The 24,876-nt window shown below is 61.9% G+C and carries 20 protein-coding genes and 2 pseudogenes; 11 read left to right on the top strand and 11 right to left on the bottom strand.

Features of this window, described 5'->3' with window-relative positions; translation table 11 throughout:
* The 4 genes and pseudogenes from JFU58_RS09620 to JFU58_RS09605 all read right to left on the bottom strand — a co-directional run.
* A partial coding sequence (locus tag JFU58_RS09620; RefSeq protein ID WP_201140395.1) for a CoA transferase occupies window positions 1-179 on the bottom strand: 179 nt, incomplete at its 3' end.
* Window positions 180-188: 9 nt separating this feature from the next.
* A complete protein-coding gene (locus JFU58_RS09615) occupies window positions 189-1,538 on the bottom strand; it encodes an MmgE/PrpD family protein (protein WP_201140394.1) in 1,350 nt (449 codons plus the stop codon).
* 10 nt (window positions 1,539-1,548) lie between these two features.
* A pseudogene (locus JFU58_RS09610) lies at window positions 1,549-2,711 on the bottom strand (acyl-CoA dehydrogenase family protein).
* A gap of 31 nt (window positions 2,712-2,742) precedes the next feature.
* Complete coding sequence (locus JFU58_RS09605; protein WP_177071520.1) at window positions 2,743-3,561, bottom strand: FAS1-like dehydratase domain-containing protein; 819 nt, start codon at window positions 3,559-3,561, stop codon at window positions 2,743-2,745.
* A 264-nt stretch (window positions 3,562-3,825) separates the two neighbouring features.
* Here JFU58_RS09605 and JFU58_RS09600 point away from each other — a divergent pair, with 264 nt between their 5' ends.
* Window positions 3,826-4,737 (top strand): LysR family transcriptional regulator, encoded by a 912-nt coding sequence (locus JFU58_RS09600; RefSeq protein ID WP_201140393.1) that lies wholly within the window; start codon window positions 3,826-3,828, stop codon window positions 4,735-4,737.
* A gap of 34 nt (window positions 4,738-4,771) precedes the next feature.
* Window positions 4,772-5,256: pseudogene (locus JFU58_RS09595) on the top strand (GFA family protein).
* An 814-nt stretch (window positions 5,257-6,070) separates the two neighbouring features.
* Here the strand turns inward: JFU58_RS09595 and JFU58_RS09590 are convergent.
* On the bottom strand, window positions 6,071-7,000 hold the full coding sequence (locus JFU58_RS09590; RefSeq protein WP_032899060.1) for a LysR substrate-binding domain-containing protein: 930 nt from the start codon (window positions 6,998-7,000) through the stop codon (window positions 6,071-6,073).
* Window positions 7,001-7,280: 280 nt separating this feature from the next.
* Here JFU58_RS09590 and JFU58_RS09585 point away from each other — a divergent pair, with 280 nt between their 5' ends.
* Window positions 7,281-8,513 carry an MFS transporter gene (locus JFU58_RS09585; RefSeq protein ID WP_201140392.1) on the top strand — a complete coding sequence of 411 codons (1,233 nt, stop codon included), beginning with the start codon at window positions 7,281-7,283 and terminating at the stop codon, window positions 8,511-8,513.
* On the opposite strand, the gene JFU58_RS09580 is transcribed toward JFU58_RS09585, so the two are convergent.
* A complete protein-coding gene (locus JFU58_RS09580) occupies window positions 8,451-9,365 on the bottom strand; it encodes a LysR family transcriptional regulator (protein WP_201140391.1) in 915 nt (304 codons plus the stop codon). The genes JFU58_RS09585 and JFU58_RS09580 overlap by 63 nt on opposite strands.
* Window positions 9,366-9,479: 114 nt before the next feature.
* Here JFU58_RS09580 and JFU58_RS09575 point away from each other — a divergent pair, with 114 nt between their 5' ends.
* From JFU58_RS09575 to JFU58_RS09540, 8 genes are all read left to right on the top strand, one after another.
* Window positions 9,480-10,361, top strand: coding sequence for a HalD/BesD family halogenase (locus JFU58_RS09575; RefSeq protein WP_201140389.1), 882 nt, complete (start codon window positions 9,480-9,482; stop codon window positions 10,359-10,361).
* Window positions 10,362-10,413: 52 nt separating this feature from the next.
* Entirely contained in the window at window positions 10,414-11,637 is a 1,224-nt protein-coding gene (locus JFU58_RS09570) for a M24 family metallopeptidase (protein WP_177070687.1), read from the top strand.
* A 435-nt stretch (window positions 11,638-12,072) separates the two neighbouring features.
* Window positions 12,073-13,698, top strand: a complete 1,626-nt coding sequence (locus JFU58_RS09565; protein ID WP_063029590.1) for an ABC transporter substrate-binding protein — start codon at window positions 12,073-12,075, stop codon at window positions 13,696-13,698.
* Window positions 13,699-13,765: 67 nt separating this feature from the next.
* On the top strand, window positions 13,766-14,719 hold the full coding sequence (locus tag JFU58_RS09560) for an ABC transporter permease (protein WP_017477390.1): 954 nt from the start codon (window positions 13,766-13,768) through the stop codon (window positions 14,717-14,719).
* Entirely contained in the window at window positions 14,716-15,552 is an 837-nt protein-coding gene (locus tag JFU58_RS09555; RefSeq protein WP_063029586.1) for an ABC transporter permease, read from the top strand. The genes JFU58_RS09560 and JFU58_RS09555 overlap by 4 nt, the downstream gene beginning before the upstream one ends.
* A gap of 2 nt (window positions 15,553-15,554) precedes the next feature.
* Window positions 15,555-17,192, top strand: coding sequence for a dipeptide ABC transporter ATP-binding protein (locus tag JFU58_RS09550; RefSeq protein WP_201140388.1), 1,638 nt, complete (start codon window positions 15,555-15,557; stop codon window positions 17,190-17,192).
* Between the two features lie 84 nt (window positions 17,193-17,276).
* Entirely contained in the window at window positions 17,277-18,446 is a 1,170-nt protein-coding gene (locus tag JFU58_RS09545; protein WP_093209411.1) for a hypothetical protein, read from the top strand.
* 142 nt (window positions 18,447-18,588) lie between these two features.
* Complete coding sequence (locus tag JFU58_RS09540) at window positions 18,589-19,464, top strand: LysR substrate-binding domain-containing protein (RefSeq protein ID WP_201140386.1); 876 nt, start codon at window positions 18,589-18,591, stop codon at window positions 19,462-19,464.
* Here JFU58_RS09540 and JFU58_RS09535 read toward each other — a convergent pair.
* The 5 genes from JFU58_RS09535 to JFU58_RS09515 all read right to left on the bottom strand — a co-directional run bounded on the left by JFU58_RS09535 (window position 19,411) and on the right by JFU58_RS09515 (window position 24,539).
* Window positions 19,411-20,784 (bottom strand): MFS transporter, encoded by a 1,374-nt coding sequence (locus JFU58_RS09535; protein WP_201140384.1) that lies wholly within the window; start codon window positions 20,782-20,784, stop codon window positions 19,411-19,413. The genes JFU58_RS09540 and JFU58_RS09535 overlap by 54 nt on opposite strands.
* Window positions 20,785-20,970: 186 nt before the next feature.
* Complete coding sequence (locus JFU58_RS09530) at window positions 20,971-22,404, bottom strand: NAD-dependent succinate-semialdehyde dehydrogenase (protein WP_201140383.1); 1,434 nt, start codon at window positions 22,402-22,404, stop codon at window positions 20,971-20,973.
* Window positions 22,401-23,435 carry an aldo/keto reductase gene (locus JFU58_RS09525; protein ID WP_093209405.1) on the bottom strand — a complete coding sequence of 345 codons (1,035 nt, stop codon included), beginning with the start codon at window positions 23,433-23,435 and terminating at the stop codon, window positions 22,401-22,403. The genes JFU58_RS09530 and JFU58_RS09525 overlap by 4 nt, the downstream gene beginning before the upstream one ends.
* A gap of 10 nt (window positions 23,436-23,445) precedes the next feature.
* The gene (gene fae / locus JFU58_RS09520) at window positions 23,446-23,958 is read right to left on the bottom strand and encodes a formaldehyde-activating enzyme (protein ID WP_017477398.1); all 513 of its coding nucleotides are present in this window, start codon (window positions 23,956-23,958) and stop codon (window positions 23,446-23,448) included.
* A gap of 104 nt (window positions 23,959-24,062) precedes the next feature.
* Window positions 24,063-24,539: a GNAT family N-acetyltransferase gene (locus JFU58_RS09515; RefSeq protein WP_093209400.1), complete on the bottom strand. Its 477-nt coding sequence runs from the start codon at window positions 24,537-24,539 to the stop codon at window positions 24,063-24,065.
* Window positions 24,540-24,876 lie beyond the last annotated feature (337 nt).

Below are 24,876 nucleotides of genomic sequence, written 5' to 3'. Positions count from 1 at the left end.
GACGCCAGGCCGCGCACGCGCTCATCGTAGCCTCGGGCAAAGTCACCGGCGCCCGGGCGTTCGATCTTGATCACACGGGCGCCCAGGTCGGCCAACTGGCGGGTGCAGAACGGTGCGGCAATCGCGTGTTCCAGGCTGACGACGGTGATGCCGTCCAACGGTCGTTGATTAGCAGTCATGACGATTCCTTAAAGCCAGTGAGCCAGGGACGTGGCGTTGCGCAGATCCCAGACCTTTTCGATCAGCCCGGCGGTTTGCGCGGGCGTGCGGGCGCCGCTGAATTGAGTCAGGCGCTGGAACTTGTCGGCCAGCTCGGCGCGGTTCAGGGTGTTGCCCGGGTCGCCCTTGGGTTCGTCGATGGCGCCGTGCAGCACGCGACCATCGACCGTGGTGACAATCACCCGGCCCAGCCAACGCTGGGGATAAGCCCCGTCGACCTCGGCGTCGAGGGTCATGCTGACCTTGTCGCGAAATGCCGATACGGCGGGATCGGTGAGCGCCAGCTCATGAAATTCGGTCAGCCCGGCCTTGCCATGCACGGCAATCAACCCCAGCACGGTGCCCATGGAAAACTTGGCCTGGTGCACGGTCTGCGGCAGCGTCACCCGGCCCAATACGTCGATGGCGCCTTGGTGAACGCGGGTTTCGACGCGGGTGATGTGCTCATGGCTGATGCCCTCGCGCTGCATCAGGTCCAGCAACGCATCGGCGGCTGGATGGGTGTGGCGGCACGAGGCGTGAAACTTGAACGAGGTTTCCAGCAACGCCCAGCGACTGCCGAGGCGATCCGACAGTTTGCCGGGGTCTGCGTCGGTGGACATGCCCGCCGCCATCCCCTGATCACCTTCCAGAATATTGCGCGCACCGGTCAGCCCGTCCGCCGTCAAATACGCGGCCAACAAACCATCGGCGGCCGCCTTGGCGGTGTGCAGTTGCTTGGAGTCGGCGGCATCCCGCAGGAACTCCCAAAGACCGGCCGCCTGGGTGCCGGCACTGCCCAGCAGGTTGATGAATTGCTCTTGATTGAAGTCGAGCAATTTACCCACCGCGACAGCCGCCGCGAGGGTGCCGACGGTGGCCGTGGTGTGGAAGATCCGGTAGTGGGAACGGCCCATGAATTCACCGATGCGAATCCCGGCTTCGTAACCGGCCACCGAAGCCAACAGCAGTTCGCGACCGGACTTGCCGAGGTCTTGCGCTGCGGCAAATGCAGCAGGAAACACCACGGTCGCCGGGTGCAAGACGGAGCTGTTGTGCAGGTCGTCCTGCTCCACCAGGTGCGACGACGCACCGTTCACCAGTGCGGCGAAATAGGCACTGCTGCTGCCCCCGTTAACGATGATCTGCGCCGGGCCATTGGCCGGGCCCATCCTGCGGGCATACCGCTCAAACAGCGGAATCGGATGCGCGCCTTGGCTGGCCAGCGCCGAAGCGAGCCAATCGAGGAACAGGTCTTCGGTGCGGGCGAGTACGTCGTCCGGCAACTGCTCGTAATTCAACTCGGCGAGGAACCGGCACAGCGCTTGGGTATGGCTCATGGTCGGGCCCTCAGAAGCTGCGTGGCAGTTCGAGCAAATGCTCGGCCACGTAGGACAGGATCAGGTTGGTGGAGATCGGCGCAACCTGGTACAGGCGGGTCTCGCGAAACTTGCGCTCCACGTCGTATTCACAGGCAAACCCGAAGCCGCCGTGGGTTTGCAGGCAGGCGTTGGCGGCTTCCCAGGACGCCTTGGCCGCCAGGTACTTGGCCATGTTCGCGCTGGCCCCGGCGTTGGCGCCGCTGTCGTATTCCTCACAGGCACGCCAGCGCATCAAGTCGGCCGCTTCGATCTCGATATGCGCTTCGGCAATCGGGAACTGCACGCCCTGGTTCTGCCCGATGGGCCGGCCAAACACCACGCGGTCACGGGCATAGGCGCTGGCTTTCTCGATAAACCAGCGGCCGTCGCCAATGCATTCGGCGGCAATCAGGGTGCGCTCGGCATTCAGGCCATCGAGGATGTAGCGGAAGCCCTTGCCCTCCTCGCCGATCAGGCTGTCCAGCGGCAACTCCAGGTTGTCGAAGAACAGCTCGTTGGTTTCGTGATTGACCATGTTGGCAATCGGCTGCACGGTCAGACCGTTGCCGATGGCTTCCCGCAGGTCCACCAGGAAGATCGACATGCCTTCGGATTTTTCTTCACCTCCGCCAGCGGCGTGGTGCGGGCCAGCAGGATCATCAGGTCGGAATGCTGCACCCGCGAGATCCAGACTTTCTGGCCGTTGATCACGTACTTGTCGCCACGCTTGACGGCGGTGGTCTTGATTTTGGTGGTGTCAGTGCCGGTGGTGGGCTCGGTCACGGCCATCGACTGCAGACGCAGTTCGCCGCTGGCGAGCTTGGGCAGGTAGAAGCTTTTCTGCGCTTCGCTGCCGTGGCGCAGCAAGGTGAACATGTTGTACATCTGGCCATGGACGGTGCCGGAGTTGCCGCCACAGCGGTTCACTTCCTCAAGAATCACCGAGGCTTCCGCCAGCCCAAGGCCGGAGCCGCCGTAGGCTTCGGGGATCATTGCCGACAGCCAGCCGGCGTCGGTCAAGGCTTTGACGAAGGCTTCCGGAAAGCTCTTTTCTTCATCGACCTTGCGCCAGTAGGCAGCGTCGAATTCGGCGCACAGTGCGCGGACGCCTTCGCGGATTGCATTCAGTTCTTCGTTGTCATTCGGGTTCATTAACGGCTCTCCGCCTGTTGTTCTTGGAGGTTTATTCGAAATGCAGTTCGGCGCGCTGGGCCAGGCCGTCAGCGTTGCCCGCCCACAGTTCGGCCACGCCCGGCGCCGTGATGCGCCCGCCAACTTCAAAGGGTTGCGGGGCAATCAATGGCCGCACGCCACGATAGGAAAAACGGCGCAACGCGGCCCCAGGGTTCGCCCGACAAAACGCGCGCAGGCTCAAGGTGGCGATCAGCGGACCGTGCACCACCAGCCCCGAATAACCCTCGGTGCCGGTGACATAGGGATAGTCGTAGTGGATGCGGTGGCCGTTGAAGGTCACGGCGCTGTAGCGGAACAGCAGGGTTGGCGTCGGGTCGACCGCTTCGCGCCAGTCACCTTCGGGTAATACGTCACCGCTGCCCTGCTTGGGCGGCGTGGGTTCGCGATAGACGATGTCCTGTTCCTCGCGGATGGCCAGGCGGCCGTCCTGGGAGTAGTCATGGCGCACGGTGACGAACAGCAGCGAGCCGGTGCGGCCGGTTTTTTCTTCCACTTGGGTGATGGTCGAGACACGGGTGGCTGCCTCACCGGCACGCAACCCATGGAAGAACTCGATGCGTCCACCGGCCCACATGCGGTTGCGGTTATCCGCCGGCGGCAGGAACCCGCCACGGGCCGGGTGGCCGTCACCGCCCAGGGCGGATTCGGGCAGCGGGTCCTGGAAAAAGCACCATTGCCACAAGGGCGGAACCGCCTCGCCATCTGCCGGTACCGCCTCGCCGAAGGTGGCGGCGATGCGTTTGAGCAGGTTGTGGCTCAAGTGGTCGTGGGCTGTTTCGCTACGGCCGATCCAGTCTGTGGCGCTCATCAGGTGCATGTCCTCGGGCAGGGAATCTGAGCCGGATCATGCTGGGCCTTGGCCGTTCTGAGAATTTGCATTTCAATAAAGCAGCGTTCGGCTATGCTGAACGCCATCGCCCCTAAAAAGATCTCAAGAACCCGGATGATCAATGTGGGAGCTGGCTTGCCTGCGATAGCGCCCTGTCAGTCAACACTGCTTTGGTTGGCCCACCGCTATCGCAGGCAAGCCAGCTCTCACATGGGTTCTTCGTCGCTGCCCCCGGAGCCTTCCATGCACTTCGATCTGGCTGACTTACGCCTGTTTATCCATATCGCCGAATCCCCCAGCCTGACCCAGGGCGCCAAGCGCGCGTTCCTCTCGCCGGCCGCCGCCAGTGCGCGGATCAAGGCCCTGGAAGGCCAGCTCGACACACGCCTGCTGTACCGCGACAGCCGTGGCGTGGAGATCACCCCGGCGGGCGAACGGCTGTTGCACCATGCGCGGTTGATCATGCGTCAGGTGGATTACCTGAAAAGCGAGTTCACCCAATACGGCATCGATTCGGCCGGGCATATCCGCATTTTTGCCAACACCACCGCCGTGACCGAGTTTCTTCCCGAAGTGCTGGCCGGATTCCTGTCCCAGCGTCCCGGCGTGACCGTGGACCTTCAGGAGCGGCTGTCACGGGACATCGTGCGGGGTGTACTCGACGGTACCAGCGACATGGGTATCATTGCCGGCCCAGTGGAAGCGTCGGGGTTGCAGGTGCTGCACTTCAGCACCGACCACCTGGTGCTGACGGTGCCCATGGGGCATCCGCTGGCGGGCCTGCCTTCGGTGACGCTGGAGCAAACCCTGGCCTACCAACATATCGGGTTGCATGACGGCAGCACGTTGCTGAGTTTCCTGCGTGAGCATGTGGAGCGGTTGGGCAAGCATCTGTCGTTGCGGATCCAGATGTCGAGTTTCGAGGCGATCTGCCGGATGGTTGAGGCTGGCGTCGGGATCGGCATCATTCCTGAGTCGGCCGCAGTGCGGCACAGCCGGACCATGCAGTTGGTGACGGTCAAGCTGGATGAGGTTTGGGCTGTACGCGAGCGCAGTATTCTGGTGCGGGAGCTGGAGGCGTTGCCCGGCACCATTCGTGCGTTGATCGCGACCTTGATGCCCGAGATGGAACCGCCTCGGTTGCCGGGCGCCTAAGCTAACGTTCACCTTTTGCGAAGGAGATCTGGTCATGCAGCTTGAAGGTTCCTGCCATTGCGGCGCGGTTACGTTCAGTCTTGAGAGTGCTCATCCCTACCCCTATCAGCGATGCTATTGCTCGATTTGTCGCAAGACCCAAGGGGGTGGTGGGTATGCGATCAATCTTGGGGGGATGCCAAGAGCCTGAGGGTGCGGGGGCGTAAGTTGATTTCGATTTATCACGCGCGGATGAAGGGGCCGGGGGATAGTCGGGCGCATGCGAGTACGGCTGAGCGGCATTTTTGCTCGCAGTGTGGGTCGGGCTTGTGGTTGTTCAGTCCGGAGTGGCCGGAGTTGATTCATCCGTTTGCTTCGGCGATTGATACGCCGCTGCCGGTGCCGCCGGAGCATACGCATTTGATGTTGGGGTCGAAGGCGCCTTGGGTTGAGGTGAGTGTTCGGCCGGGGGATCTGGAGTTTGATGAGTATCCGGAGGAGTCGATTGCCCAGTGGCATGGGCGGTTGGGGCTCGGCTGATGGGTGTATATCCGTTATTTAGGTAACGGCCGCTATTGGTTCCGCCCTTACGGCGGCTCACTTTTGAACAGCGCAAAAGTAAGCAAAACGCTCTTGCCCCACCACTCGGCACCTCGCCTAGGCTCGGTGTGCCCTCACTCCGGCTTTGGACCGTGGGCCGCCGTCATGGGCCATCCCTGGCCCAGGACGGCTAACCTGGCGTCCTGCCAGGTTACCCACGCTCCAAAGCCTGCGTTCGGCCAGCGTGGTTTAACGGGGCGCCTAAGATCAAGATCAAAAGCAGATCAAGAGCACAGCGGCCTACCGGCCGGCTTGAGTGTTAAAAGCAAAATCAAAAGCTAAAGCGGGCACGGTCCAAATGTGGGAGCTGGCTTGCCTGCGATGGCATCGCCTCGGTGTATCTGAAAGACCGAGGTGTCTGCATCGCATGCAAGCCCACAGAAAAACAGAGCTGCTTTCGCTCTGGCTTTTGATCTGGCTTTTAACACTCAAGCCGGCCGGTAGGCCGCTGTGCTCTGCTTTTGATCTGCTTTTGATTTTGATCTGCGGGCCCCGTTAACCACGATGGCCGCAAGTAGGCACGGTGGAGCGGGTAAATCGGCAAGGATGCCGATTTAGCCGCGCCGGGCCATGGATGGCCCGTCGCGGCGGCCCGCGGAGGCGTGCCGGAGTGCGGGCATGCCGAGCCTAGGCGAGGCACCGAGTGGTGGGGCAAAGACCTTTTGGTTACTTTTGGGGCGTTTGCCAAAAGTGACCCGCTGTAAGAGCGGAACCATAGGTCGCCGTTACCTAAATAACGGATATGTACACCGAATCAAACAGCCGCCAAAGAAGGTTCCAACTGCCGCTGAGCCAACCAAATTTCCTCCTGCAACCACTGCGCAAATACCTGCAACTGCGGCGTATCCGTCTGCTCCGGCCGGGTCACCAACCAATACGACTGATGCCCCTCCACATGCACATTCAACACCTGCGTCAACTGCCCACTGGCCAACTCCGAAGCCACCATATGCCAATCCGCAATGGTAATCCCCAACCCATCGATCGCCGCCCGAATCGCCAAATCCAGCAGGTCAAACTCATACCCACCCTCAATATCCACCCCACTGATCCGCGCCGCATCCAGCCAATGCTTCCAGGTCAAATACCGCTGGTCCTCCCGCGCCAGCACATGCAGCAACGTCATGCGATTCAGATCAATCCCGTCACTCCACTCCCGGGCATACAACGACGGCGCGCACACCGCGATATGCCGCTCCTGAATCAACAACGAGCTGTCCAACCCATCCCACTCCCCATCGCCAAACCGAATCGCGCAATCGAGGGTGCTGGTCTCCGCCAGGCTGTCCTGCAACCGCGTGGTAATGCTCAGCTCCAGCTCCGGATGCTGCTCACGCAAACGCCCCAACCGCGGCATCAACCAACGATTGGTAAACGTCGGCGGCGCGTTGATGTGCAAGCGATTGGCATGGGACTTCTGCTGGATACTGCGCACCGTCAGCTCGATCTTGTCGAACGATTGGTGCAAGGCCCGTAGCAACACGCGCCCGGCACTGGTCAATTCCAGGTGGTGGTGGCGACGCTCCAGCAGGGCCTCGCCCAACTGTTCTTCAAGCTGGCGCACCTGGCGACTGACCGCACTCTGCGTCACGTTCAACAGCTCGGCAGCCCGGGTAAAACTGCCGGTGCTGCCGGCGACTTCGAAAGCTTTAAGGGCGTTGAGACCGGGCATTTTGCGTTTCATGGACGACACTCGGGAGCACAGGGGAAATAACCCGCACAACATACCTTTTTGTATCGGGTCAGCGGTAGCGCCCTGGGTTGACGGCGCATTAATCGCCCCAGGCACCGAATGTGTCGTTTATCGATGTATCCCGTCGCTCACGCATAAATAGCATGCGAATAACGCATGCACACTAAGACAATTAAGCATTGGTCGCCGCCAAACGATAAACGCTAGTCTGCCGATGTACTTCTTATAACTTCGCCTCTCTCTTTCGCGATTAACTTGTCGAGTCGTGGCCATGTCCAGCGCATCCGTTTCATCCCGGCGAAGTATGGGTTTACTGGCCCTTGTCTTTACCGCCTGCAACGCCACAACCCACGGTTTCAGTGTGTTTCTGTATTCGGCGCTGTTGCCGCAGATTCGCCTGGGGTTTGAGCTCAGCTATAGCCAGGCCGCGTTGATCGCCGCGCTGTTGCAGCTGTTCTATATGGGTGCCTCGATTGCCAGCGGCCTGGCGGCGGCGTGGATCAGCCCGCGCAATATGGTGCGCCTGACCATCGTCCTCAGCCCCGCCCTGCTGGCCCTGGCCGTGGCCACGCCGTGGGTATTGCCGTTTGCGCTGTGCCTGGCACTGGTGTCGGCCTGTGCGGTGTCGAACTGGAACGCGATTTCAGCCCTGGCCCAAGAGGTGATCCCGGCCACTCATCGCAGCCGGGTATTGGGGCTGGCGTCGTCGGGGTCGGCCTTTGCGCTGTGCTTGAACGGGCTTTTGATCGCGCTGTTGCAAGGGTTGTCCCTGCGGCAGTTCTGGCTGATCTGCGCCGGGTTGACGCTGGTTGTCACGCTGCTGACCTTATGGACATTGGCCCCGCTCAAGGAACCGGCGCCACGGGAAGTCAAGGCGCCTGCGCTGAGTCAGGTGCTGCGCCAGTGGCTGAAGCTGTGTGTGGCGCAACCGGTGGCGATGCAGATCGTGGTGCTCAGCGCGTTTATCGGCGCCATCAGCGGGCCGTTCCTGAACTTCCTTTCGGCGTTTGTCAGCGAGCAGTTGCAGGCCAGCGCCTCGGTCACCGGGTCGATGTGGACGTTGATCGGCATAGGCGGCGTCATCGGTGGCTTGCTGCTGGGTACGCTGGCAGACCGTTGGGGTGCGTTGCGGGTGATGGCCCTGAGTATCGGCGCGTTTGGCCTCGGCATGCTCGGCTTGCTCGGGCATCCCAGCCTGTTGCTGAGCTGGCTGGCGGCCGGGCTGTTCGCGCTGTTTTATTTCCCGTGCTGGGGCCTGATGGCCGCTTACGTCGGCGCCCGCCTCAGCCCGGTGCAGAGCCTGCAGGTGGTGAGCCTGAGCATGGTCAGCTACGGCCTGGCGAGCGCTACCGGCAATGCGCTGTGCGGCTGGCTGCTGCAAGTCACCGGCGAGTTTGCGGTGGTGCACGGCTGGATCGTGGCCTGGGTGCTGGCCAGCCTGTTATTGCTGAAGCGCATGGCCCATCGACAAACTGCCGAGGCGCTGGCCGCCCAGATGTCCTGAGTGGCCCAATTGCCGGCGCAGAATCTCCACCAGTGCATCCACTTCCGGCACCTGGCAACCGGCTGAGCGCCAGAACATCAGGCGTGCCGGCGCAATCGGCGGGAAACCCTGGCGCTCGTCCAGGATCTGCCAGTCAGGCGGCACCAGGCGGCGCGCCATCACACCGACCGACAGCCCCTGCTCGATCGCAATCGCAATGCCCCGCGGACTCTGGCTGGTGTAGACCACCTGCCACGAGCGCCCGGATTGAGCCAGCGCCTGCACCGCATTCGCACGAAACGCACAGCCCTCGGCATACACCGCCAGCGGCACCGACTGGCGCCCCACGCAGCTCCAGCTGGGCGCCGCCACCCACACCAGCGGCTCGTCGCACAGGTATTCCCCCGCCTGCAAACCGGCGTGTTCCACCCCCAGCACCAAATCCAGCTCGCCCCGTTGCAGGCGCCCCACCAGGGCCGTGGACATCTCGCAGCACACGTCGGGCCGTACCTGGGTGAACTGCGTCTGGAAATCCTTGAGCATCCCGCCCAGGCAATACTCGGCGTAGTCCTCGGGCATGCCGAGGTGGATGCACACCTGTTCATTGGGCAACTGCGCGGCGCTGACGGCCTCGCTGTGCAGCTTGAGGATCTGCCGGGCGTAGATCAGAAAGGTTTCGCCACTGGGGGTCAGGCCCACCGAGCGGCTGGTGCGGCGGATCAGCGGCGTGCCGACGATGTCTTCCAGGCGCTGCAGGCTCTGGCTGACGGTGGATTGAGTCTTGTGCAGGCGCTCGGCGGCGGCCGAGAAACCCTGGCACTCGATAATTGCCACAAACACTTTAAGCAGGGTGCCATCCAGTTCGCCCGACATAACTATCGCCCTCCCCGATGGATTCGATCACAACTTGTAATTTCCACTTTGCACCTCGTTCAGCAACTATCGGGTCAGCCAAAAAACACCAACTGATAGTTCCGGGAGTCTTGCATGAGCCTTCAACTTGCTGACGCTGAAGTGGGCGATATCAGCGACATTATTAATACCGAGCTGTATCCCATACATGATTCGGGCCATGTTCAATTACAGGCCCTGATCGAACACGCCCGGGCCGAACTGGCGGAAGACGGTTGCTGCCTGCTGAAGAACTTCCTGCGCCCCGCCGCGCTGGAACAGGCACGCCTGGAAGGCCTGGCGCTGTCGGGCAAGACGTTCTATTCGGTGCGCAAGGTCAATGCCTACTTCACCGAAGATGACGCTTCCCTGCCCCAGGATGACCCGCGCCGCACGTTCATGGAGCGCACCAGCGGTTTTGTGACCCGCGACATGATTGCCCCGGACGCGATCATCCACCGGCTGTACGTATCGCCGATGATGAAACGCTTTATCGGCGCCTGCCTGAACGAACCGGAAATCTACGAGTACGCCGACCCGTTCGCGGGGCTGGTGATCAACGTGATGCCCGACGGCACCGAGCAGCCCTGGCACTTCGATACCAATGAATTCATCGTCAGCATGATGACTCAGAAGCCCGAGGCCGGCGGCCTGTTCGAGTACGCGCCGATGATTCGCTCCCGCACCCAGGAGAACCTCGGCGCAGTGGGCAAGGTGGTGCGCGGTGAAGACCGTTCGCGGGTAAAGGAACTGGAGCTCAACCCCGGTGACTTGCAGATTTTCAAGGGGCGTTTTTCGGTGCACCGGGTCACCCGTGTCGAAGGCGACACCGAGCGTAACACGGCGATCTTCGCCTACTCCGAAAAGCCCGGAATCATCGGCCGCGCCCAGCGCACCAAGCAGCTTTACGGACGCCTGTCCGAAGCCCATCTGCAAGCCGAACGCAACCTGGTCCGCAGCGATCAGTTGCTCGACTGATTCCACCTCTCAAAAAACTAAAAAACCGTCTTTGCCCTGCGAGGAACACCCCATGAGTCTGTCCGGCCCCAACCGCAACCCCGCCGATTGCGAACCTACCTATGACGAGATCCAGCAGATCCAGCTGGACCGCCTGCAACGGGTACGCAACGAACTGAAAAAACGCGACTACGCCGCCTGCGTGCTGTTCGACCCCACCCACATGCGCTACGCCACCGGCTCGCGCAACATGCAGGTGTACTCGGCGCGCAACCCGGCCCGCTATGCGTTTATCCCGGCCGAAGGCCCGGTGGTGGTGTTCGAGTTCGGCGGTTGCCTGCACCTGGCCGAAACCCTCAACACCGTCGATGAAGTGCGCCCGGCCAAAGCAATCTCCTATTACTTCTGCGAAAGTTTCCTGGGCAATGTCACCGCCGACTGGGCCGCCGAAATCGACGAACTGGTGCGTAAATGCGGCGGCGGCAAACGCATCGCCATTGAGAGCGCGACCTCGGCCGCGGCCTTCGAACTGCAAAAGCTCGGCTATCAGATTTTCGATGCCCAGGAACCGCTGGAACGTGCGCGCTGCATCAAGGTGCCGAACGAACTCAAGATGATCCGCGCCAGCCTGCGTGCCACCGAAGCCGGGGTGCGGCTGATGGAAAGCAAGCTCACCCCCGGCATCAGCGAGAACGAACTGTGGTCGCACCTGCACCAGCACGTGATCGCCACCGACGGTGATTATGTCGAGACCCGCCTGCTGTCTTCAGGGCCCCGTACCAACCCTTGGTTCCAGGAATGCAGCACACGGCCCATCGAGGCCGGCGACCTGGTGGCGCTGGACACTGACGTGGTCGGGCGTTTCGGCTATTACGCCGACTTTTCACGGACCTTTCTATGCGGTGAACAGGCCGCCACCGCCAAGCAGCAGGAGCTGTACAAGCTGGCCTACGAACAGGTGCAGACCAATATGGAAATGCTCAAGGCCGGGCGCAGTTTCAAGGAGTACGCGGAACTGGCCTGGAAGATTCCCGAGCATTACAAAAACAACCGTTACTTCGCCCTGGTGCACGGGGTGGGCATGACCGGTGAATACCCTTACGTGGTGCACCGCGAAGACATTGATGCCCTGGGCTACGACGGCGTGTTCGAAGCCGGCATGACCATCTGCGTGGAAAGCTACATCGGCCATGATGACGGCGGCGAAGGGGTCAAGCTGGAAGAGCAGATCTACATCCACGAACACGGCATCGAGTTGCTCTCCGACTACCCGTTCGACCCGCGCTTGTTGCGCTAACCCCCAGGATACAAACACCCCCGGTAGCAGCTGTCGAGCCTTGGCGAGGCTGCGTAGCGGTGTATCAGGCAAACCGCAAACGCAGCCTCGCCAAGGCTCGACAGCTGCTACGCATGAGTGAGTTTGGGCCACACGCATGAATGGCCTTAGATCGATGGGTGGGCTTGGGATCGGTGAGTAACATGCGTTTATAGAACGTTCCAACGCAGAATTTGTCGTTTGTCGATCTTTGCGCAAATGACAAAACTGCGGGCATCTCTAATAAAAACAACATGAGAGCTGCCCTATGTCCCGTCCCATTGCCACCCTCCCGACTTCGTTGCGCCTTGTTCTTCTGCCGGCTTCACAGCGGTCACGGTCGCGCCTGCCCGGCGCTCGCCACTGACCCTTGCGGTTCAACAAAAAAACGCACATTCGCAAGTACCGGAGAGGCTTATGAAAGAGTTGACCACCCTGGACGGCGCCGCGCCGCATCCAGCCGTAAATGATCTGTGTGCCCAAGTGCAAAGCGGCGAAATCAACCGCCGCCAATTCCTGCGCACGGCCGCGCTGCTGGGCATCACCGTCGCCAGCGCCAGCACCTTTCTCGGCTCCGCACTGCTGGGCAATGACGCCCAGGCCGCCGAGCCGCGCCAGGGCGGCAGCCTGCGGTTTGCCTGCGCCATCCAGGAAATCCAGGACCCGATGCTGATCACCTGGATCGAAGCCTCGAACCTGTTGCGCAACTCGGTGGAATACCTGACCTGGGTCGACGCTGACAACATCACCCACCCGTATCTCGCCGAGAGCTGGAGCCCGTCGGAAGACCTTTCCACCTGGACCTTCAACCTGCGCCAGAACGTGAAGTGGAGCAACGGCGACACCTTCAACGTCGACGACGTGCAGCACAATATCGAGCGCTGGATTGCCGCCGACTCCAAGTCGGTGAACCGCACCGCATTCCAGGACATCAAGGCCTTCGAGAAAGTCAGCGACTTCCAGTTCCGCCTGGTGCTCAAGCGGCCAATCCTGGCGATCCCGGAGATGCTCAATGCCTTCACCTGCGCCATCGTGCACCGCAGCTTCAAGGCCGGTGACGACTGGGCGAAAAACCCGTTGGGCACCGGGCCGTTCAAGCTGGTTTCATTCGCGGTGAACAAGCAGGCGACCTTCGCCAAACGCGCCGATTACTGGGGCAAACCGGCCAACCTCGACGAACTGCGCTACGTCGACATGGGCACCGACGTGTCCACTCACCTCGCCGCCCTGCAAGCCGGGCAAGTGGACGTGCTGTACCGCGTGACCGTGGCCGAGCTGGACCTGGCCAAGCGTTTGCCCGGTGCCCAGTTGCTCACCTGCAAATCCGCGCAAACCGTGGTGATGCGCATGGCCTGCGACCAGAAGCCCTTCACCGACCTGCGCATCCGCAAGGCCGTGGTGCTGTGCGCCGACAACGCGCAGATGCTGAAGATCGCTTATCGCGGCATGGGCACCCTTGGCGAAGACCATCATGTGGCGCCCTCCCACCCCGAATATTTCCCGCTGCCCAAGCGCAACCGCGATGTGGCGGCGGCGAAGAAGCTGCTGGCCGAGGCCGGCTTCCCTAACGGCATCGACATTGACCTGATCGTCGGCAATACCCAAGGCCGTTATGAGCAGGACTGCGCGCAGATCCTGCAACAGAACTGCCTGGAAGCCGGGATCCGCATCAACCTCAAAGTGATCCCTGCTGCGCAGTACTGGCCGATCTGGGACAAGGCCGCTTTCAGCCTGACCTACTGGGCCCACCGCCCGCTGGGCGTGATGTCCCTGGAACTGGCCTACCGCGGTGGTGGTGCCTGGAACGAAAGCCATTACAGCGACCCGGCGTTCGATGCCGCGCTCGACAAAGCCATGGGCATCATCGACCCGAAACAGCGCGCCGTGGCGATGGAAGATGTCGAACGCATCCTGCAGGACGCCTGCGTGATCGTGCAGCCGTTCTGGGGTGACAAGTTCACCGCCGTGAGCAAAAAGGTCCAGGGCTTCCAGGTGCACCCTTCCGACTTCTACCCGATGGACAGTGTGTGGATGAGCGCTTGATTCAGGCGCGTCCTGCTTCCTGCCCGCATTCGGGCAGGCATCCCTTGAACAGTCGGAGCATGCACCCATGGCTCATTTTCTGATGCGCAAGTTATTGGCGCTGGTGGCGACCCTGCTGTCAGTGTCATTGATCGTGTTCCTGGCCCTGGAACTGAACATCGAAGACGTGGCGATCAACGTCCTCGGCCCCTACTCCGCTGCCGACCAGCGCGCGGCGTGGCTGGTGGAGCATGGCTACAACCAACCCTTTGTGTGGCGCTACCTGGTGTGGCTCAAGGACTTTGTCAGCGGCGACTGGGGCACCTCGGTGTACTTTCGCGAATCAGTGATCAAGCTGCTGCTGCCGAACCTCGCGCAAACCCTGACGCTGGCCGGCCTGGCCTTATTGGTGATGGTGCCGGTGGCGCTGACCCTGGGCGTGCTCGCCGGGATTCGCCAGGGCTCGGTACTGGACCGCCTCGTGTCGTTTCTGTCGATTGTCACCACCTCGATTCCCGACTTTGCCAGCGCGGTGTTCGTCTCGGCGATCTTTGTGTTCTGGCTCAACTGGCTGCCCGGCGTCAGCAGCATGAGCGAGGGTTTCAGCGCGGTGGAGCTGGTGCTGCCGTTGATGGTGCTGTGCCTGTTCGGCATCGGCTACCTGGCGCGCATCACCCGGGCCTCGATGGTGGAAGTGATGCAGGCGCCGTACATCCGCACTGCACGGCTCAAGGGTGCGTCGACCTCACGCATCGTGCTGCGTCATGCCCTGCGCAATGTGCTGATCGCGCCGGTCACGGTGATCATGCTGTACATCCCGTGGCTGCTGTCGAACGTGATCGTGGTGGAGGTGTTCTTCGCCTACAAGGGCTTCGGCTCGCTGCTGTACACCGCCTCGCTTAACCACGACGTGTACCTGATCGAAGCCTGCGCGATGGTCAGTGCCGTGGTGGTGGGCATCACCAAGATCTTCTCGGACCTGGCCTACACCTGGCTCAACCCGCGCATCACCCTGCGCAGCCTCGGCGGAGGTGCCCAATGAATGTCCTGCAATCCTTCAAACATCCCTTGGCGCTGCTCGGCCTGCTGCTGGTGGGCGGCTGGGTGCTGATCGCGCTGTTTGCGCCGTGGATCGCGCCCCATGACCCGCTGGAAAGCTTCACGCCCTTACTCACGCCAATGACCGCAGGCGACAACGGCCAGAGCTTCTTGCTGGGCACCGACATGATCGGCCGCGACATTCTTTCGCGGCTGATCTGGGGCACCCGCACCGTACTGTTCTGGTCGATCCTCGCCACCCTCACCGCGTTTGCCGTCGGCATCGCCATGGGCCTGTGCGCCGGTTACTTCAACGGCTGGGTCGACAGCGTGCTGTCGTATGTGGCGGACACGGTGCTGTCGTTCCCGGTGCTGGTGCTGTACATAGTGATCATCATCGCCCTCGGCGCTTCGGCGCTGAATATCCTGATTGCGGTGACCTTCACCAGCGCGCCGGCGATCTTCCGGATCATGCGCGCCCTGACCATCGACATCCGCTCGCGAGACTACGTGCTCAGCGCCATCACCCAGGGCGAAGGGTCGCTGCGGATCATGCTGGTGGAAATCCTGCCCAACTGCGGCGGGCCATTGATTGTCGATTTCTGCCTGCGCATCGGCTACACCGCGATCATGATCGGCGCCCTGGGCTTCCTCGGCCTCGGCCTGCCACCACCGACCCCGGACTGGGGCGGCATGATCAACGACGGCCGCGCCATGGCCATCGCCTTCCCGCACCTGGTGATCTTCCCGTGCATCGCCATCTCCACCCTGATGCTGGGCCTGAGCCTGCTGGCGGACGGCCTGGATGAACACGCCCAGAAAGGCGCAAGGAGTTGAGCATGAACCCCACACAAGTGCTGCGGGTGCAGAACCTGTCCATTGAACTGCCACCGGGGGCCGACCGTAGCCACGCGGTGCAGGGCATCAGCCTGGAGGTGCGCAAGGGTGAAATCCTTTGCGTGATCGGCGAGTCCGGCTCCGGCAAGTCCGTGCTGTCTGCGGCGATCATGGGCGACTACGCCAAGGGTTTGCGGCATACCGAAGGCGTGATCGACTTTCTCGGCGATGACATTTGCACACTCGATGAGGAACGTTTGCGCCAGCTGCGGGGCAACCGTATTGCGATGATTTTCCAGGAGCCCATGGCGGCGCTTAACCCGGCGATTCGCATCGGCAAGCAAGTGGAAGAGATCTTCGATATTCACGCACCGCAGATGCCTGCCGCTGAACGCCGCGAGCGCATGCTGGCGTTGCTGGAATCCACCCAACTGCCAGACCCACCACGCATCGCCAACAGCTTTCCCCACCAGTTATCTGGTGGCCAATGCCAGCGGGTGGTGATTGCCATGGCCCTGGCGATGAATCCGGATTTGCTGATCGCCGACGAACCTACCACGGCGCTGGATGTGACCACTCAGGCGCAAGTACTGAAGCTGGTGCGTGAACTGCGCGGTCGCGGGCAACACGGCATTCTGTTTATCACCCATGACTTCGGCGTGGTGGCGCAGATTGCCGACCGTATCGCGGTGATGGAAGGTGGCCGGCTGGTGGAAATCGGCGAGCGCGACCAGGTGCTGAACGCCCCGGCCCACGCCTACACCCGCAAGCTGATTGCGGCGGTGCCGGCGCTGCACCCGGAGTTGCACAAGCCAAGTGTCGACGGCGAACTGGCATTACGCATCGAGAACCTGACCAAGACCTACACCGTCGGCGGCAGCTCGGTGGCGGCGCTGCGCAATGTCTCGCTGCAATTGCCACGGGGCAAGACGCTGGCGATTGTGGGCGAGTCGGGCTCGGGGAAAAGTACATTGGTCAAAGCGGCGATCCGCCTGGTGGACAGCGACAGTGGCCATGTGTGGGTCGGCGACACCGACTTCCTGGCCCTGCGCGGCTCGGCGCTGGCGGCCAATCGGCGGCGGATCCAGATGATTTTCCAGGACCCGTATGGCTCCCTCAATCCTCGGCATCGGGTGGGTGACATCATCGCCCGTGCGGCGCAACTGCGTGGGTTGTCGGCCAAGGATGCGTGGGCCGAAGCCGGTGATTTGCTGGAACAAGTGGGACTCAAGCGCGACGCCCTCAAGCGCAAGCCCCGGCAGTTCTCCGGCGGCCAGCGCCAGCGCATCGGCATCGCCCGCGCCCTGGCGATGCGCCCGGAAGTGTTGATCGCCGACGAGAGCGTGTCGGCCCTGGATGTCTCGGTGCAGAAACAGGTGCTGGAGCTGTTGGCGGAACTGCAACAGCGCCTGAACCTGAGCATCCTGTTCATCACCCACGACCTGCGGGTGGCGGCGCAGATCAGCGACTACATCGCGGTGATGCGCCAGGGTGAAGTCGTGGAATACGGCACTGCCGAGCAAGTGCTGCTGCGCCCCCGGAATACTTACACCCAGACCTTGCTGGCGGCCGCCCCCGGCGCCTCGGAGCTGCCCGCCGCCGGCCCGCCGCTGCGGCTGATTCGCCCGCAAGCGCACTGAGCCAACCCTTTACCCCGCGTCGCAGCGTTCGCTGCGGCAAGGGGCTGCTGTTGCCAAAAAATAACCAATAACGAGAGCAAAACCATGCGACCAACCCTTCGTTACATCGCCCTGGTCCCTGTGCTCGGCGCCCTTGCGGCACCGGCCATGGCCGTGCAAGTCACCGACAACCTGGACCTCGGCGGCGCCATACGCGCCCGTTGGGACTACGACCCGGATCGCGGCATCCAGAAGTTCGGCCTGGATACCGCGTTCCTCAGCGCCAAGTACAACTCCGACACCTGGATCGGCGAGGCGCAGTACCGGTTCTACGGGCGCTCCTACCCGTACCAGTACACCAAGAACTACGGCGATATCCAGTTCGCCAAGTTCGCCTGGGTGGGCTACAAATTCAACCCCGACCAGCAGGTGCAAGTGGGCCTTAACACCGTGCCGTTTGGTTTGCAGCCGTACTTCGGCAGCACTTTCTACGAGACCCTGGGTAACGTCATCGGCCTGGAGGATGTGCAGCAGGTGGGCGCCAAGTACATCCAGCAAAGCGGCGACTGGAACATCCAGGCCGGTTACTACCTGCGCCCGGCGTGGCAAGGCAAAGGCACGAGCAAGGGCGTGACCTATTCCAGCGTGATCTCCGAGGCCGACAGCTACGTGGGCGACGGCAGCAATAACCAGGAACGCAATACCGTGGTGGTGCGGGTGGCCAAGGCCATGGACCTGGGTGGTTGGAAATCGGAAGTGGGGCTTTCCGGCCTGACCTCCACCCTGGAGAACAAGGACACCAACGACGATGGCCGGCGCAACGCGGTGGCGATCCACTACCTGGGCAAGAACGGGCCATGGGGCGTGCAATTGCAGGCGGCACGCCAGCAGATGTCGCCACGCAACCCCGGCACCGACAGTGTGGTGACGTTGGGCGGGTACGACGGCACCTTCAACGTGGCCAGCCGGGGTAATCTGTATGTGGCGGACTTGAGCTACGACGTGGGCGGCAAGTACCTGTTTGACCAGATCAGCGGCGTGAAGCTGTATGCCAACTACAGTGCGTTTGATAAATCCGAGGATCAGTTCAAGACGTCGCAGCGGGTGATTTTGGGAACGTCGTTTTCGGTCAGTAAATTGTGGGTAGCGACGGAGTGGTTGATCGGCAAGAATGATCCGTATATTGGCGGGAGCAGCTATACCGAGAGCCTGGGGGCTGGGGGGAGTAACCAGTGGGAGAATCAGTTATATATGAACATTGGGTACTACTTCTAAACAGGCGGCGTCATCACTGACGCCTTCGCGAGCAAGCCCGCTCCCACATTTTGACCGCAGCGCCTATCAAATGTGGGAGCGGGCTTGCTCGCGAAGAGGCCGCCAAAAACACCATAAAAACAACAGGTGTGGAATCCATTTCATGCGCCAACTGCCCGCCCTCAACATGCTCCGCGTCTTCGAAGAAGTCGCCCGCCACCGCAGCTTCAGCCAGGCCGCCGTGGGCCTCAACGTCACCCAGGGCGCCGTCAGCCGCCAAATCAAACAGCTGGAAGACTACCTCGGCGTCGCCCTCTTCATCCGCACGCCCCAGGGCCTGTCCCTGACCGAAGCCGGCTTCGCCCTCTCCCCGCACTTGAGCGATGCCTTCGACCATATCGAACGCGCCCTTCACGCCGTGCGCGTGCCCAACCTGCGCCAGCGCCTGCGCATCGTCGCCCCGCCGACCTGGGCCACCCGCTGGCTGTCCGCTCACCTGCGCAGGTTTTGCGAGCGTTATCCGGATATCAACCTCAGCGTCACCCACCAGAACAGCCACGCGAGCCTGGCGGAAATCGACTGCCAGATCCGCTTCGGCCTGGAACCGGCCCCGCATTGCAGCAGTGAACTGTTGGTGATGGAGCGTCACATCGCAGTCGCCAGCCCGGAACTGTTCAGCGACGGTCAGCCACCCGACCTGCGGCGCTTTCCCCTGCTGCACATCCTGCACGACGGCAAGCGTTTGAAGGTCTGGGAGAACTGGCTGGCGGCCATGGGCCGGGAAGACATCGATGCGGACCAGGGCCTGGAATTCAGCACCCTGGACCAGGTGATCCACACCGCACTGGCCGGCGGTGGGTTGGCGGTGATCGACCGGCAGATGATCGAGCGCGAACTGGCGAATGGCAGCCTGCTGCCGATCACCCCGGTGGAGGTGATCGGCCCGTATGGCTATTGGCTGGATGTGGCGAGTGACAAGCAGGGACTATCCAAGGTGCGCTTGTTTACGCAGTGGTTGAACCGGGTGAGCAATCCCTGACACCGGTGCTTCGGCCTTGCACGCCTGGCTCAAGGTCAATGCCTTGGTTTCCGGCGCCCAGGCCCAGGAGATGATCGCCCCCAGCACCAGGATTGCGGCGAGGATGCCCATGGTCGGGCTGAGGCCGATCCCAGCCACGCTGACCGGCAACAGGAAGGTACTCACTGCCGAACCCAAGCGGCTGACGGCCGTCGCCAAGCCAATCCCGCTGGCCCGGACTTCAGTCGGGAAACTCTCCGCCGGGAATACGCCCACCAGGTTGCTCACTGCCGACAGCACCAGGGTGAATACCCCGAACGTCAGCACCATCAACCACGCCATGCTCCCCGGCAATACCGCCAGCAGGAACAACGCTGCAGCCAGGATGATGAACGAGTTGATCAGGAAGCCCCGCCGAGAGAATTTCACGGTGCACCAAATACCGATCAAGGCGCCGATGATCAGCAGCAGGTTGAGCATCAGCTCCGTGCCAAAGCCTTCGGCCAGGCCCATCTTCTGCAGGATCGACGGCAGGAAGGTGTAGATGGCGAAGTACGGCATCACGATGCACACGAAGAACAGGCAGTTGAACGCGGTGCGCTTGCGGTATTCACGGCTGAACAGCACGCCATAGCCGGAGCGGGTTTGCGTCGACGGTTCCTCATCGAGCACCACGTGTTCGCCGAGGTGTTTCTTGACGATGGCCCGGGCTTCGGTAATCCGGCCTTGATTGACCAGCCAGCGCGGCGACTCAGGGGTACCGATGCGGGCGATCAGGATCAGCCCGGCGGGGATCGCCGACGAGGCCAGCATCCAGCGCCAGGCGTCATCGCCCAGGCTGAGCATGGCGGTGCCGACAAAGGTCGCGGCCACGTAGCCAACGGTCCAGACCACGCTGAAGGAGCCGAGTAGCACACCGCGATGCTTCTTCGGCGAGAACTCGGCGAGCATCGCGTGACCGACGCTGAAATCGCCGCCCAGGCCGATGCCGATCAACACGCGGCAGAGGAACAGCCCCATGGCAGTTTCGGCATAGAACTGCATCACCGAGGCAACGGTGATCAGGACGAAGCTGACCAGGAAGATTTTCTGCCGGCCGAGGGTGTCGGAGATCCAGCCAAAAAACAGGCTGCCCATAAACAGCCCGATCAGGGCCGAAGCGCCGATCAAGCCTTGCCAGAAGGCGTCCAAGTGCATCTGTGGGCTGAGCAAGGTGAAGGCAATGCCGATCAGGCCGAGGATATAGCCGTCGGTGAAGTGCGCGCCAAAGGTCAGGCCGGCGATTTTAATGTGGAAGCGACCGATGGGCAGGTCATCGATCTTGATGGATGGGGTGGACATGTTGTTCTCCATATTTTTGTTTTTGACGGAGTAACAGCGGGCAAGCCGGTTGTGGTGTGTGGGCTTTTTTGTGGGAGCTGGCTTGCCTGCGATAGCGGTGGGTCAGTTGGATAATGGGTGACTGACCCGCCGCTATCGCAGGCAAGCCAGCTCCCACATTGGATCTTTGTTGTTTGGAAGAATGGGTCAGAGGCCGCCCATCAACAGGTATTTGATCTCCAGGTAATCCTCCAGGCCGTACTTGGAACCTTCACGCCCCAGGCCCGACTCCTTGATCCCGCCAAACGGGGCGACTTCGGTGGAGATGATCCCTTCGTTGATCCCGACCATGCCCGCTTCCAGGCCTTCGGCCATGCGCCACACGCGGCCGATGTCGCGGCTGTAGAAGTAGGCAGACAAGCCAAACGGTGTGTCATTGGCCCGTTGCAGCACTTCGGCTTCATCCTTGAAGCGGAAGCAGGCCGCCACCGGGCCGAAGGTTTCTTCCTGGGCGATCAACATCTCGCCGTGGGCTTCGGTAAGGATGGTCGGTTCAAAGAACGTCCCGCCCAACGCATGCCGACGGCCGCCGCACAGCAGCTTGGCGCCTTTCTCCAAAGCATCGCCGACGTGGGCTTCGACCTTGGCCAGGGCCGCGGCGTTGATCAGCGGGCCTTGTTCGGTTTCGCCCTCCAGGGCGCTGCCGACGCGCATCGCAGAGACCGCTTCGGCCAGCTTGCGGGTGAACGCATCGTACACACCGTCCTGGATGAAGAAGCGGTTGACGCAGACGCAGGTCTGGCCGGTGTTGCGGAATTTGGAAGCCATGGCGCCTTTGACGGCGGCGTCCAGGTCGGCATCGTCAAACACGATAAACGGCGCGTTGCCGCCCAATTCCAAGGAGACCTTTTTCAGGGTGTCGGCCGCCTGGCGCATCAGCAGCTTGCCGGTGCGGGTGGAGCCAGTGAAGGACAGCTTGCGCACAATGCTGGAGGCTTGCAGTGCGCCACCGATGGCCACGGCATCGCCGGACACGATGTTGAACACGCCGGCGGGAATCCCGGCCTGTTCCGCCAACACCGCCAGGGCAAAGGCCGACAACGGGGTTTCTTCCGACGGTTTGAGAATCATCGTGCACCCCGCCGCCAGCGCCGGGCCGACCTTGCGGGTGACCATGGCCAGCGGGAAGTTCCACGGGGTGATCGTCGCGACCACGCCAATCGCTTCCTTGGTCACGATGATCCGCGCATGGGCCTTGTGGCTCGGGATCACGTCGCCATAGGCGCGCTTGGCTTCTTCGGCGAACCACTCCAGGAAGCTCGCGGCGTAGACCACTTCGCCCATGGCTTCGGCCAGCGGCTTGCCCTGTTCGAGGCTGAGCAAGTGGGCCAGGTCTTTCTGGTTGCTCAGCATCAAGTCGCTCCAGCGCTTGAGGCGCTGGCTGCGTTCCTTGGCGGTGAGCTTGCGCCAGGCCGGCAACGCACGGTTGGCGGCGGCGATGGCCAGGTTGGTTTCCTCGGCCCCGGCGCGTTGCACCTCGGCGATTTGCGCGCCATTGGCCGGGTTGAGCACCGGGTAAACCGGCCCACCGCTGGACCATTGGCCATCGATGAAATTGCCTGTGCGAATCAGCGGGTTCATGCCACGGCCTCTATCAGGTTAAAGCGGTCCAGGCCCGGACGGGCGCTGCGCAGGATGCGTTTGCCGGCGGTGTAGTCGTTGATCACATCGCACGGCGTGTAGTTGCGTTCCAGCTCGTGCAGTTCTTCGGCATCCAATTGGGTGTCGAGGGCTGCAAGCGCGCTATCAAATTGCGCGGTGGTGTCGGCGCCCACCAGCATCACGTCCACACCCGGGTGGTTGGCTACCCACGCCTGGGCGATCTGCGCGTTGGACACGCCACGGGCACGGGCCACGCGTTGCACCGAGTGGGCGATATCGAACGACGCCTGGTCGCTGTACATCTGCTGGGTAAAGAAGTCGGTCTGGTTGCGGGTCGACTGCACTTCACCGGTGAGCAAGCCACGGGCCAGCGGGCTGAACACCGAGACGCCCAGGCCCTGGTCGCGGCAGAACGGGATCATCTCGCGCTCTTCTTCGCGGTAGGCACAGTTCAGTTGCAGTTGCATGTTGATCGGCTTGACCCAGCCATTGCGTTCGCAGGCCATGAGGATTTTCGCCAGTTGCCCGGTGAGCATGGTGGACACGCCGATGTAGCGCGCCTTGCCGGAACGCACGATGTCGTTGAGGGCGCCCATGGTTTCTTCCACCGGGGTGTTCACGTCGAAGTAATGCAGCATGAACACGTCGACGTAATCCATGCCCAGGCGGCTCAGGGAGGCGTCGATGCTGTCCATGATGTGCTTGCGCGAATGGCCGCTGGCGTTGATGCCGCTGCGGGTGCCGTAGCCGACCTTGGTGGTGACCACGATGTCTTCACGGCGTGCAACGCGCTTGAGGATGCGCCCTACCACTTCTTCGCCGACGCCTGCGGAATAGAAGTCCGCCAGGTCGATGAAGTTGACACCGTTGTCCAGGGCGTGGGCGACGATGGGTTCGCTTTGCTTCTCATCGAAGATCCACGGTTTCCAGTCCGGGGTGCCCATGTTCATGGTGCCCAGGCACAGGCGCGAGACTTGCAGGCCGGAGTTGCCCAAACGGATGTATTGCATGGGGATGTCCTCAGGCTTTTGGCGTGTAGAAAGGGTTGCTGATGTGGTTGACCACGTCTGCCAGTTGCGCGGTGTGGGGCAAGCCTGTGAGGGCGGCGCGGATCGCGGTGCGGCAGGCGTTGTAGTTGTTCAGGTAGACCGCATCCAGATCATCGCAGGCCGGGTTGACCCAGTTGGCGGTGACGATGGCCCACTCGTCCTCGGCTTCCGGCGGCAGGGTGCCGTCGAGCAAGGCTTCGAGCACCGCCTTGGCGATCCCGGCCTGGGACGCGCCCCAGGTGGCATTGCCGTGCAAGTCGCTGCCGATGGCGGCCTTGTTGACGTAGAGGGTCATGGGTTTGACCGGGATGTTCGGCTGGGCAATCACCATGAACGGGCAATGGCCCTGGCTTGGCGATGCGAGGCTGGTGGCGAACGCCTGGCCGGCCGGGCCGTTGCGTGGGCCGATCAGGATGTTGATGTGGGCAGCATTGACGCCTGGGCCTTCGAAGCCTTCGCCGATGTACAGATCAAGTGCTTTCATTTCGCAAACGCTCTTTTTTGTTATGGGGAGCTGGTTGGCGAATTTTTAGCACTGGCCCGGGTGGCGGCCGTAACCATTAAAAGTCATGGGGGTGTGAGTTTTTCTCATGCCCCCTGAAAAGCACGCTCCATCTTGATGATCTCAATGGACACCGGACTGTTGCCCCGGCTGAAGGTGCCCTCGCCAATCTTGCGAAAGCCGAAAGCAGCGTAGAATTTTTCGGCGGTGAGGGTTGCTTCGAGGTACGCCTTGGGATGGCCGGCGGCTTCAATATGCTGAAGGGCCTCGCGCAGCAATCGGGCACCAACGCCCTGCCCCGCGGCTTCACCCCGGACAAACAGTTTGCTGACTTCATGGCCGTCGATTTCCACGAAGCCCTGAAGCGTATCGGTGCAGGCCAGCCAGAAGTTGCCGGCGATGATCGCTTCGCGATAGGTCTCGGGCGAGCGGCCGTCGAGCCACATGTTGATCTGGTCCGGGCCGTAATCGGCGTTGCAGAGGTTTTCGACGGAGTTTTTATGCACCTGGAAAATGCCCTCGGCGTCTTCCAGACGGGCGGCGCGGATCAGCAGATTGTTCATTCCCTTGAGGTCCTGATTGGAGTCAATGATCCCGGCCTTTATAGCTGACCCACGTCATGCCAGCCACTCAAGACCGTACATCTTGTGCGTTGACCATCGTTGTTACACCCCATATAGTGTGCCCACAAACACAGACAACCACTACATAGTGTGCAAGAACGCTGAATGCCGACCACACTGTGAGCTGTATTTCAATGCCTTGAAGCCTGCAAAACGCACATTTTTGAACACGCTGGGTGAATCGAAGCCCACGCCGTCAAACGGACCACGAAGGAGCAATTCAATGCTGAGTTGGGATGAAGCAGATCAACCAGACACCGGTGACGTAGTCATCCGA

The sequence above is a fragment of the Pseudomonas sp. TH34 genome, from assembly GCF_016650865.1.
Lineage (GTDB): Bacteria > Pseudomonadota > Gammaproteobacteria > Pseudomonadales > Pseudomonadaceae > Aquipseudomonas > Aquipseudomonas yamanorum.
Note: the sequence above shows the minus strand (reverse complement) of the source record. Positions and strands in the feature narration are given on the sequence as shown.